At 45.0% G+C, this 11,625-nt stretch carries 12 protein-coding genes and 1 riboswitch; of the genes, 10 read left to right on the forward strand and 2 right to left on the reverse strand.

Annotation, left to right across the window (positions count from 1 at the left end; all coding sequences use genetic code 11):
- The first annotated feature begins 301 nt into the window (after positions 1–301).
- The 4 genes from coxB to L1D22_RS07630 are packed head-to-tail and all read left to right on the forward strand — an operon-like array spanning position 302 to position 4,720.
- Positions 302–1,519: a cytochrome c oxidase subunit II gene (gene coxB / locus L1D22_RS07615; RefSeq protein ID WP_239829268.1), complete on the forward strand. Its 1,218-nt coding sequence runs from the start codon at positions 302–304 to the stop codon at positions 1,517–1,519.
- Positions 1,516–3,177 (forward strand): cytochrome c oxidase subunit I, encoded by a 1,662-nt coding sequence (ctaD, locus tag L1D22_RS07620; protein WP_239829269.1) that lies wholly within the window; start codon positions 1,516–1,518, stop codon positions 3,175–3,177. The genes coxB and ctaD overlap by 4 nt, the downstream gene beginning before the upstream one ends.
- Before the next feature lie 11 nt (positions 3,178–3,188).
- Positions 3,189–3,797, forward strand: coding sequence for a cytochrome c oxidase assembly protein (locus L1D22_RS07625; protein ID WP_239829270.1), 609 nt, complete (start codon positions 3,189–3,191; stop codon positions 3,795–3,797).
- Positions 3,798–3,835: 38 nt separating this feature from the next.
- Positions 3,836–4,720: a cytochrome c oxidase subunit 3 gene (locus L1D22_RS07630; RefSeq protein WP_239829271.1), complete on the forward strand. Its 885-nt coding sequence runs from the start codon at positions 3,836–3,838 to the stop codon at positions 4,718–4,720.
- A 36-nt stretch (positions 4,721–4,756) separates the two neighbouring features.
- On the opposite strand, the gene L1D22_RS07635 is transcribed toward L1D22_RS07630, so the two are convergent.
- The gene (locus L1D22_RS07635) at positions 4,757–4,987 is read right to left on the reverse strand and encodes a DUF2909 family protein (protein WP_017630007.1); all 231 of its coding nucleotides are present in this window, start codon (positions 4,985–4,987) and stop codon (positions 4,757–4,759) included.
- Here L1D22_RS07635 and L1D22_RS07640 point away from each other — a divergent pair.
- From L1D22_RS07640 to cyoE, 4 genes are all read left to right on the forward strand, one after another.
- The gene (locus tag L1D22_RS07640; RefSeq protein WP_239829272.1) at positions 4,899–5,798 is read left to right on the forward strand and encodes an SURF1 family protein; all 900 of its coding nucleotides are present in this window, start codon (positions 4,899–4,901) and stop codon (positions 5,796–5,798) included. The two genes, L1D22_RS07635 and L1D22_RS07640, sit on opposite strands and share 89 nt — an antisense overlap.
- Positions 5,799–5,857: 59 nt before the next feature.
- Positions 5,858–6,466, forward strand: coding sequence for a hypothetical protein (locus L1D22_RS07645; protein ID WP_239829273.1), 609 nt, complete (start codon positions 5,858–5,860; stop codon positions 6,464–6,466).
- Positions 6,467–6,541: 75 nt separating this feature from the next.
- Complete coding sequence (locus L1D22_RS07650) at positions 6,542–7,594, forward strand: COX15/CtaA family protein (RefSeq protein ID WP_239829274.1); 1,053 nt, start codon at positions 6,542–6,544, stop codon at positions 7,592–7,594.
- The gene (gene cyoE, locus L1D22_RS07655) at positions 7,587–8,525 is read left to right on the forward strand and encodes a heme o synthase (RefSeq protein WP_239829275.1); all 939 of its coding nucleotides are present in this window, start codon (positions 7,587–7,589) and stop codon (positions 8,523–8,525) included. Before L1D22_RS07650 ends, cyoE begins: the two co-directional genes overlap by 8 nt.
- A 110-nt stretch (positions 8,526–8,635) precedes the next feature.
- Here cyoE and gbpA read toward each other — a convergent pair whose 3' ends face one another.
- The gene (gbpA, locus tag L1D22_RS07660) at positions 8,636–10,102 is read right to left on the reverse strand and encodes an N-acetylglucosamine-binding protein GbpA (RefSeq protein ID WP_239829276.1); all 1,467 of its coding nucleotides are present in this window, start codon (positions 10,100–10,102) and stop codon (positions 8,636–8,638) included.
- A 72-nt stretch (positions 10,103–10,174) separates the two neighbouring features.
- Positions 10,175–10,264, reverse strand: a riboswitch (cyclic di-GMP riboswitch).
- A gap of 316 nt (positions 10,265–10,580) precedes the next feature.
- Here gbpA and L1D22_RS07665 point away from each other — a divergent pair.
- Both L1D22_RS07665 and L1D22_RS07670 read left to right on the forward strand, forming a co-directional pair.
- Positions 10,581–10,934: a hypothetical protein gene (locus L1D22_RS07665; protein WP_017630160.1), complete on the forward strand. Its 354-nt coding sequence runs from the start codon at positions 10,581–10,583 to the stop codon at positions 10,932–10,934.
- A gap of 245 nt (positions 10,935–11,179) precedes the next feature.
- Positions 11,180–11,395, forward strand: a complete 216-nt coding sequence (locus tag L1D22_RS07670; protein ID WP_004730103.1) for a DUF3820 family protein — start codon at positions 11,180–11,182, stop codon at positions 11,393–11,395.
- The last annotated feature ends 230 nt before the right edge of the window (positions 11,396–11,625 follow it).

Consider the following 11,625-nt stretch of genomic DNA (forward strand, 5'->3'; position numbering starts at 1 on the left):
AAAATTTAACAAATTCGCCGTTTTTGAATCTTTCATGGAAATCTCCAACGCTTTTTAGCCGTATTGGCTCATGGGGAGATATGAGGTTAATAGTGCTTTAAAGCTATCTCTACGTGAGTTGTAGATTGAGATTCAGCCTTTTCATGTGTAGTCGGGATAGCAATGAATGTTGTCCGGTTGGTAATGACATATAGCTTGTAATGAAACATAGCTCGCAACGAAATACAGATCGTAATGAAACACAGCTCGTAACGACATTTAGGTCGCAAGTATCCAATTAGGAAGGATAAGGAGAGATCTTTTGAAAAGATTACTGGTTAGGCTAGCGTGGCTTTTGAAGAGTTTTGTTGTGGTGTTAGTGTCGCCTTTAGTGCACGCAAGTAGTGAATACAACATGACAAGAGGCGTGACTGAGATTAGCGGTGAGGTTTATGAACTTCATATGCTGATCTTCTACATCTGCTGCGCAATCGCCTTCGTCGTTTTTGGGGTGATGTTCTATTCGATTCTGAGGCACAGAAAGTCGAAGGGCGCAGTAGCCGCTCATTTTCACGAAAGCACCAAAGTTGAAATCCTCTGGACCATCATTCCTATTATCATCCTCATCGCAATGGCGATACCCGCTACTAAAACCTTGATAGCGATGGAAGACACTTCTCAATCTGAACTCACCGTTAAAATTACTGGCTCACAATGGAAATGGCATTACAGTTATTTCGGTGAAGATGTTGAGTTTTTCAGTCTGCTAGCGACCAGTGACAAAGAAATCGAAGGCATTGAAGTGAAAGGCGCGCATTATCTGCTAGAGGTTGATAAGCCACTCGTCCTTCCTATTGATAGAAAAGTTCGCTTCTTGATGACCTCTGACGATGTGATTCACTCGTGGTGGGTTCCGGCCTTTGCTGTGAAGAAAGACACCATTCCAGGGTTCATTAATGAAGCTTGGACAAAGATTGATGAGCCGGGTGTGTATCGCGGCCAGTGTGCTGAACTGTGTGGCCGAGCGCATGGCTTTATGCCGATAGTGGTGCATGCCATGGCAGAAGATGAGTTTGATGCATGGTTAGCGGAGCAGAAAGAGTTAACGATTGCTGCACAACAAGCGGCTCAAGATGCGTTAGATGCGTCACTTTCTTTAGACGAATTGAATACCATCGGTGAAGAGGTTTACAAGACTCGATGTGCAGTATGCCACCAAGCTAATGGTGAAGGTATCCCTGGTGCATTCCCAGCAATTAAAGGTAGCCCGGTCGCTCTTGGGGATGTGGATGTGCATATCGATACCATTGTTTATGGTCGTGGAGGCACGGCGATGCAAGCCTTCGATAACCAGTTAACCGAGAAAGAGATCGCAGCGGTCGTTACTTACCAAAGAAACGCTTGGGGTAATGACACGGGCGATATTGTTCAGGCTTCAGATATTAACGCTTACAAAGTTAAACAAGAAGGCGGAGCCCAAGAACCTGACGAACAGGGCTCAACGGATGAAGCACAAAGTGATGCTAAGGAGCAGCTATGAGTTCACCAATTGATAAGCCGGTGAAATCGGCGCCTGCAGAAGATCAGGCCTTGAGCCATTCTGTGGAAGGCACATTGGACAGCAATGACTTACCTCTGGATGATCACGATTCTCACGCCGCTCCAAAAGGGTGGGCGCGTTGGCTGTATTCAACCAATCACAAAGACATAGGCACATTATATCTGTGGTTCAGTTTCGCAATGTTCTTAACCGGTGGTGCGATGGCAATGGTGATCCGTGCTGAGTTGTTCCAACCGGGTCTGCAGCTTGTTGAGCCTGATTTCTTTAATCAGATGACCACAGTACACGGCTTGATCATGGTATTTGGTGCGGTAATGCCTGCATTCACGGGGCTCGCTAACTGGATGATCCCGATGATGATCGGTGCGCCGGATATGGCGCTGCCACGAATGAACAACCTCAGTTTCTGGATTTTGCCTTTTGCCTTCTTAATCCTAATTGGTTCCTTGTTTACTGAGGGAGGCGGCCCGAGTTTTGGTTGGACATTCTACGCGCCGCTCTCAACGACTTACGGCCCAGATAGTACGGCACTGTTTGTTTTCTCTGTTCATATTATGGGGATCAGTTCGATCATGGGGGCGATCAACGTCATCGTGACCATCGTGAACATGAGAGCGCCAGGTATGACTTGGTTTAAACTGCCTATGTTCGTCTGGACTTGGTTAATCACCGCTTTCTTGCTGATAGCCGTGATGCCGGTTCTCGCTGGGGCGGTGACCATGGTACTGACCGATAAATACTTCGGGACGAGTTTCTTTGATGCAGCAGGCGGTGGTGATCCCGTCATGTTCCAGCACATATTCTGGTTCTTTGGGCACCCCGAAGTGTACATCATGATCTTACCGTCTTTTGGTATTGTCTCTGCAATCATTCCAGCCTTTAGTGGCAAGCGCTTGTTTGGTTACCACTCGATGGTGTACGCGACCTGTAGTATCGCCATCTTGTCTTTCTTAGTGTGGGCACACCACATGTTCACCACTGGGATGCCGGTTTTTGCTGAGCTCTTCTTCATGTATTGCACCATGTTGATCGCGGTGCCGACGGGGGTGAAAGTCTTTAACTGGGTCGCGACTATGTGGCGAGGTGCATTGACCTTCGAAACCCCGATGCTATTTACCATCGCCTTTATTGTTCTGTTCACGATCGGCGGCTTGTCAGGTTTGATGTTGGCTATTGTTCCTGCTGATTTCCAATATCATGACACCTATTTTGTGGTGGCTCACTTCCACTATGTTCTGGTGACTGGTGCGGTGTTCTCGATAATGGCCGCAGCCTATTATTGGCTGCCTAAGTGGACTGGGCATATGTACGACCACAAACTCAGTCTGTGGCATTTCTGGACTTCAGTAGTTTCAGTGAATGTGCTTTTCTTCCCGATGCACTTTTTAGGCTTGGCGGGCATGCCACGTCGTATTCCAGACTACGCTATTCAGTTCGCAGACGTTAACCAAGTGGTGTCGATAGGTGGCTTTGCCTTTGGTTTATCGCAACTCATCTTTTTATGGTTGGTCATCAAATGTGTGAAAGGCGGCGAGCCTGCATCAAGCAAGCCATGGGAACGTGCTGAAGGGCTAGAATGGACGGTACCAAGTCCAGCACCTCATCACACCTTTACTCATCCACCTAAAATCGATTAGAGAGATTAGCTATGAGTGATAAGCACAGCGATCTAGATAAAAACCAACCAAAACGGTCAACCAAAAAGCTGACGGGCTATTTGGTATTGAGTGTGGTGGCGATGTTTGGTTTCGGTTTCGCTTTGGTGCCGCTCTACGATGTGATGTGCGAGGCTTTGGGAATCAACGGTAAAACCAATACTGTTTCTGCGGTTCAACCTCAGGGAATGCAGCCTGACTACTCTCGTACAATTCGAGTGGAATTCATGTCTCATATTAAACCAGATATGCCATGGACGTTTTCGCCTGAAGTGCGTGTATTGGAAGTTCATCCTGGCGAGGTGGTGCAAACCAATTACATCGCGAAGAATTTATCTGCGAGTTCATTGATTGGTCAAGCTGTGCCATCGGTGTCTCCGGGAATGGGAGCGACTTATTTCAACAAGATGGAATGCTTTTGCTTCAACCAGCAACCACTTGATGGCTTCAAGAGCGCCGAAATGGGTTTGATATTTTATATAGAGCCAGATATTCCAGAGTCGATACACACGCTGACGCTCTCTTATACGTTATTCAATATCACGAGTGAGGTGATCGGGGAATCAAGCAGTCCTGAGCCTAATATACTCGCAAGTAACTAAGACATTACAGAACCAGAATCAACAAAAGGAGTTGAGCGATGAGTTCTAAAAAGGAAGTGTATTTCGTTCCACATCAAAGCCATTGGCCGTTAGTCGGTGCCGTTGCGTTGTTTCTTGTCGCGGTTGGAGCAGGGTTAACCGTGCAAAACATGGGCACTGACGCTGCTGGCGGCGTGTTCGGTAAAGCGGTGCTGTTAGTCGGTTTCGCTGTTCTTCTGTATATGCTCGCGGGTTGGTTTAGTAACGTGATTACAGAGTCACTGAGTGGTGTTTATTCCGAGCAAATATCTCGCTCCTTTAGACAGGGTATGAGCTGGTTCATCTTTTCTGAGATCATGTTCTTCGGCGCGTTCTTTGGCGCGCTTTTCTACGCTCGTATGATATCTGTCCCTTGGATTGGCGGGGCGGGCAATAATGAAATGACTCACGAAGTGTTGTGGCCGATGTTTCAATCGATGTGGCCGCTGACCACGACACCTGATGGTGTGACGACGCAAGCGATGCCTTGGCAAGGTATCCCACTTAAGAACACCATTATCTTACTGCTTTCATCCGTAACGCTTCATATGGCGCACCTAAGCCTTGAACAAAATAAGCGCATGGCATTAATCGTTTGGTTAGAAATTACGATTGTTCTGGCTGGTTTTTTCTTGTTTTTCCAAGTCGAAGAGTACGTTCACGCTTACCAAGAGATGGGGCTGACCCTTCAATCGGGTATCTATGGCAACACCTTCTTCTTATTAACTGGATTCCATGGTTTGCATGTTTGCTTGGGGACGATCTTTTTGGTTGTGTTACTGGCAAGGGTTGCGAAAGACCACTTTACGCCAAAAGACCACTTTGCGTTCCAAGCTGGCAGTTGGTATTGGCACTTTGTTGATGTGGTTTGGTTAGGGTTGTTCGTGTTTGTCTATGTCCTCTAGCGACTTAGACCGCTTTCTCTATCGGGTTCATAGAGCTTAATAAGGACGAGGGTTAGGTGTGATGACTCCTGTTCCTAAAGCCAGTAACAACATTAACACGACAACGGCTGACCACATAACTCGACGCCCTAGGAAGTGACTCAACCTTTTGCCATTGTGTTTGCCAGAAGCGATTTGGATGAGGCCTTTCATTAAGTTGAAGGCGATGAAAAACAGTAGAGCAACCAATACAACTTTGAATAACAAGATAAAGGTGGATGACGCCATAGTGATAACTCCAAACGGTTTGAATCATGATGAACGAACGTTCCGCAGTAAAGGTTTTTGGGTTGCGGTTGTTTTAACTTTGGTTTCAGTCGGCATTTTAATCAAGTTGGGTTTATGGCAGTTAGACAGAGGTAACGAGAAATTACGCTACGAGCAACAGCTATCGCAGAGAGCAACGCAATCCTCTAGGCCTCTGGATATCGTGATTTCAGAATGGCGAGAAGAAAGTGTTCGAACTCAGCAGTCATTGAATCCTTCAACCTTAAATGGTTTAAAAGCTGAAGTTCAATTAGTGAAAACAAGTGATTTGATGTTCTTGTTGGACAATCAAATCAACCAAGGAACGGTTGGATATGTGATTTACATGCTCGGTGAGGTTCTAACACAAGATGGAAGAAAGCAACTGTTGATCGATCTCGGGTTTGTTGCAGCAAGTAATGACAGAAGAGAGCTTCCACAAATAGGAAACGTCACGCTACCAACCAAGATGTCTGGGCGTTTGTACACACGTTCAGTGAATCCGTTAAGTCAGGGGCTTGGGTTAGAGAATACGGCACCAAAAAGAATTCAAAACATCAATATAGAGGCGTTATCGCAATATACAGGACAAGAGGTGTTGCCGTTTATCTTTCAACCCCAGAGCTTAGATTCATGGCCCTATGAGATGTTATGGCGCCCGACGGCGATGAAGTCTGAGAAGCACTTTGGTTACTCATTTCAATGGTTCGTGATGGCTGCGGTACTGCTCTCGTTGATGTTAATGATTGGCTACCGATACTTAAAGAAACATAGTCACATTAATAAGAAGTAAATGATCGGAATGACATAAATACAGATAGCGAACGGCAGCGCTTAATACAGGGAATCAAAATGGATAAGTCTCAAGTACAAATGAACAAGGAAAGTACCGATGCGAACTTGGCTGCGTTTAAACAGCGTCGCTCGCGTGGTCGCCTGGTATTAATCGGTTTGATTCTGATCTTCGCCTTACCTGCCATTATCGCTAAAACCGTGTTGGAGCAAAATTGGTACACATCCGGAGTGACAAACACTGGGGAGTTGGTCGAGCCAAGAGTGACGTTACAGGATTTTGGATTGACGGCGCCGGTGGAAGGTGAAGGGTGGCTGGTGGGTTACATTGCGCCAACAGAGTGCGATAGCTTGTGTGAACAACAGCTTCACTACTTGAATCAAAGCTATTTAGCGTTAGGGAAAAATAAGGAACGAGTGACCGCGGTGGTTTTTGTCTCTGAAGGAGACTCACTACCAGGAGCATTTAATAAGCCTGATTTGTCGTTTCTATCCGGTGGAGATCAGTTGAGTACCAAGTTTGCGCCAGCTTCCATTGTTATTATCGACCCTCTTGGGCAACTCGTTATGGAATATAAAAGTGTTTCAGAACCGTCGCAGTTAGTCGGGCAGTCTAAAGGCATGATTCATGACCTGAGAAAGCTTCTTAAACTGTCGCGTGTTGGGTAGCTGAAAGAGCATTCGTGATTGACCGCAGAGGCTTAGCACTATTAGGAACAGGGAATAAATATAGGGAGATAAACGATGCAGAATAAAGCCCCTGATTTACTCATGCTCGTGATGCGAGTGACCATCTTACTGACGCTTACCGTGATTGTGCTCGGTGCTTATACCCGTTTGTCTGATGCTGGTCTTGGTTGCCCTGATTGGCCTGGGTGTTATGGGAAAATCACCGTTCCTTCTGATGCACAAGCAGTGAATCAAGCCAATCTCCAATTTCCTGAACGTGCGCTTGAAGCAGATAAAGCATGGATAGAGATGATACATCGCTACTTTGCTGGATCGTTAGGGCTTCTTGTCTTTGTTGTGGTTGCTTGGTGTATTAAGAAGAACATCACCTCTGCTGGACTACCGTTACTTATATCGGCAACCGTGATTTTTCAGGCTTTATTAGGCATGTGGACGGTGACACTCAAGCTGATGCCTGTCGTGGTTATGGCGCACTTGATGGGTGGTTTTACTCTGTTGTCTCTACTGTGTTTACTCTACTGTCGTCTCTCTAATTTTCAAACCCGATTTGGCGAAACCTCTCATGCGCCTCAGCTTAAATTCTGGGCCTCGTTGGGGGTAGTGGTTGTGGTGGGGCAGATACTGCTTGGCGGGTGGACCTCATCAAACTATGCCGCATTGGTGTGCACCCAGCTACCAATTTGTGAGGGGAACTGGGCAAGCTATCTAGACTTTAAGAACGCGTTCGATTTTGCACAGAACGGCCATGATAACTATGAGTTTGGTGTATTAGAGTATCCCGCAAGGCTCACAATACATGTCATGCATAGGTTTGGCGCTATTGTGGCAACGTTGACGGTGCTAATGGTCGTGTATCAGTTGTGGAAGCTTGGTCAAACATCACACCAAAAGCTGAGCGTGATTGTTGCAATAGTGTTGGTTACTCAAATCAGCCTTGGAATCAGCAACGTGTGGTTTCACCTGCCAATCTCAGTCGCGGTTTTGCATAATCTAGTCGCGGCGATGCTGCTTATTAGCATGGTTGTGACTAACTTTGTCGTGTGGCAACGGAAACCGAGTGAGAACTTGGTGAAGAACAGTGTATTACAAGGAGGTAATCATGGTTAGTAGAACTTCAACACAGCATGAGATTGTGATTCAAGACGCAGTTTCAAGTAATGAAATGGCTGCGAAAAACAAAGCTGCTTGGAAGGTCTATTTAACACTGACCAAGCCTAAAGTGGTTGCTTTAATGTTACTAACGGCATTAGTCGGAATGTGCTTAGCTGTGCCTAATGGACTACCACTACAGCAGGCTTTATTCGGCATGATAGGGATAGGGTTAATGGCAGGTTCAGCCGCTGCATTTAACCATTTGATCGACAAAAAGATCGATGGGCAAATGTCTCGAACTAATCGACGCCCTTTACCATCGGGTGAGCTCAGCAGCGTACGAGTCTTCGCTTTTGCTGCGGGTATCGGTTTGCTTGGCTTCGTCACCTTAGTGATGTTGGTCAATCCGCTTACAGCATGGTTAACCTTTGCGAGCTTATTGGGTTATGCGGTTATCTATACCATGTACTTGAAGCGAGCGACGCCACAGAACATTGTTATAGCCGGCATCGCTGGTGCAATGCCTCCGTTATTGGGATGGACGGCCGTCACTAATGAGTTGCATTCCAGTGCATGGTTGTTGGTGATGATCATCTTTATCTGGACGCCTCCACACTTTTGGGCGCTTGCGATTCATCGTCGTGACGAGTACGCCAAAGTGGATATCCCGATGTTGCCTGTGACTCATGGGATAGCCTACACCAAGACTTCAATTTTGCTTTATACACTGTTGTTAAGCATCGTATGCGTGCTTCCAGTATTAGTTGGCATGAGCAGTTGGATATACCTGAGCGCTTCTTTGGTGCTAAACGGTGGGTTTGTTTATCACGCGTGGGTTCTTAAATATCATGATGAGCCCAACATGGCGATGAAGACATTTAAGTTCTCTATCTATCACCTTATGCTCTTGTTCGTAGCTCTGTTGGCCGATCACTATCTACTTTGAACACTGACTTTTTAGATGTTACTGCATAAGAAAACGGATGCGCTAGGCATCCGTTTTTGTTTGGTTGATTACTCACTCTCATCTATTAAGAGGAGGTTTCTAGTGATCAATTAGTCCACTTTGTTCCAAGCATCTTGCCAGTGTGAACCTACACCTGGTTCGTACTGAGTTGCTGTTGGTGCCCATTGAACACAGTAGCCAGAGTATGGGAACTCTTTACACTGATAAACGCTACCATCGCTGCTTAGTACTTTAGTTCCTGCTGTGTAAGACTCAATGCTTTCAGGGAATACGAAGTCGTAATCGCCCGCTGGTGGCGGTGTTTGCTCATCCATCAGATGGAAATCAAGCGTGTTCTGATCCACTAAGTTACCTTGGTCATCTTTCGTCACAACCACAAGCATGTGGTGGCCAGCTTCAGATTTAGACAAAGTCAGTTGAACATCTTCCACTTGTCCGTCTGTTAATTCAGATTTTTGAGAAGCAAGTGCTTCACGATGATGGTTGTACACAGTCAATTCAGCTTGAATATCGCCTGTTGCTGCAAGAGTAAGATCAAGCTGTGTTGGCTGGTTTTCATCAATAATGTACTCAGACTCTAAACCTGTTACTTCTAGCTCATGGTCTGGTTCTGGAGTATCAATCTTGTAACCGATCTCTACGCTGTTAAAGCCTGAACCTGATTTTAAGTAAATAGGGTTCGAACCGTATACAGGAGCGAAATCGCCTTGGCCGTTTAATTGACCTGCTTTGATTTGCGTCTGCTCTTGGTTGATCTTAGAGGCAAGTGCGTAAGACCAGTTGTTTGCTTTGCCTTGCTCGTTGCTTTCAATCACTAGCTCAGTGCTGTATGAAGCGTTCTCACCAGATTGGTCGAAGACACGAGTGTAAACCGCATCACCAACGTTCAGGTCTTGAGTTGGATTGATTTGACCACCTTGATCCCAATCCGGGATGATAGGACCGTCGCCATCAAATTTCACATCGATAACGTTGTAGAAAGCTGCAGCAGTGTCACCCACATCCCATACAGCAAGGATCACTTGATAACCTTCGCGCTCTGGAACATTACACAAGTGGCTTACTTGCATCGGTGGCTGTTCCATATTGCCTTCAACAACACAGAATGGCGTTAAATCAAAAGAGCTGCGTGCCAAAGGCTGGTTTGGATTCCAGTCAGGTTGCGTAATGTAGTATTTCCAATCGCGGGTCTTGTGGTTCGCTGTGAACGTCCACTCGAAGTATTGAGAACCAGACTTGATAGGGCGTTTAACCCAGCGGTCTGCAGTTTGTTCGTCTAGTGCTGCCGCTAAAGGAGATTCTGCACTGGCGATTTTTCCATCAACAGGGCCGACTTCAGGGAAACCTTCTGGACCTTCTACACTTTGTGGCTCGTATTGGATCCCACCACAATCAGTGTTTTTCTGTTGTGTGTCACTCGCAGGGAACTTACATAGGGCGACACGGCTCTCAGCAACGCCATTATCGTATGCTGAAACATAACCGTGACCGAAGCTTGCACCGCTTACGCTAAGTAACGACAGCGCGATGAGTGATTTTTTTGGGAGTTGTTTCATTATTTGTCCTTACTGTATTTGGCCGACAAAAAAGAGAACACTCCGGCATGCATATGCACTTAAATCCTATTAAGTGGCGGCCCCGCTATCATAGACAGAATATTTGTCGACAGACCGGTGGCTTTGCGTCCTATTCTTTCAAATAGTTTGCCAGAAGTGCGTTTAAGCAAACGGAATGTAGCCAACCAGTTTTATAAATGCGAATCAATAGATTGAAATGTGGAATGCTAATCTCGAACTTTTAATTCTTAATACAAATTAACTTGCTATATGTTTCGTTAGTTAACGTATAAAACATTGATATCAATAAAGAAAGCATTTGATCTAATCGTTTTTGTGAATGCTTTTGGGTTTTTGCTCTGTACAACAATTGCACTCATATCAAAACCAAACCTTTGGTTTCCACTAACCGAACCCTGACATGTCGTGTATGAAAAAACGGACAATTGATTGGTATGAATTATATAAAGGAGTTGGTATGGAATTCACAGAACAAGACAGAGATGCGTTGTATCAAACGTGGATGTCACAAAAATCGCGAATGCGAATTACGCAGATGGAGTTTTCTAAAAAGCTAGGAATGAACCAGCTTGATTTCTCACGAGTGTTAAGAGGAGAGACGCCATTGACCATGTCTTTCATCAGTCACTTTTGTCGTTTACTTCATTTAGAACCTAGAAATGTGTTTCCTTCACTTAAAGAAGGCAATGAATCTGGGCCTAAAGTGGTTTATTTAAAAAGTAGAATGAGTGTTGATGGCGAGATTCAAAACGCTTATATCGAAGGAAATCAGGTGATTGTAGAGTATGCTCACACCGTGCAGCATGACTAATTTTAGAGCTAGCTCTGAGTTTTAACCCCTTTTTCTACAATCTTCCCACATAGGGTATGGCATACTTAGTATGATTATTATCTTTAATGTAAGTGCGCTATGAAACCTTTAAAACTTCTCTTGCTTGTTGCAACCAGTATTTTTTGTTTGATTCCCTAGATGATGCCAAAGACGCAATCAACTATTGGGTTGAACGTTTAGGTGATACTCTACAGAACATCGATGACGCATAGAAAGAGCCTGTAATGCTAGAAAAAGAGAACCTCATCAAACTTGCCAGAATGCAGATGCCTTTTGGCAAATACGCTGGTCGTACATTGATCGATTTACCTGAAGAATATTTGCTATGGTTTGATAAAAAAGGATTTCCGTCTGGTGAACTGGGTGATCTATTAAAGCTGTGCCTTGCTCTGAAAATCGAAGGGCTTGATAGTGTCGTCAAGCCATTGAAAAGAATGTAATGAAATTAAAGCTCACGCTAATCACGTGAGCTTTTTTGTTTTCAGTTTCCTTATTGGATTAGAGGAACATGGCAATTCGCACAACATAGAATCTCATCCTGCCTTAAATTGCGCAATCGATAGCGTGTAAATAATGTTGTACGGGGTGTTTTAAATATAAAACACAAAAAAAATTGCGTTTTTTTTAAATTAGTGATTGAAACTAGGGTTTTTACTAGTTAAGTTACAGG

This window comes from Vibrio sp. Isolate34, from assembly GCF_022397915.1.
Taxonomy (GTDB): Bacteria; Pseudomonadota; Gammaproteobacteria; order Enterobacterales; family Vibrionaceae; genus Vibrio.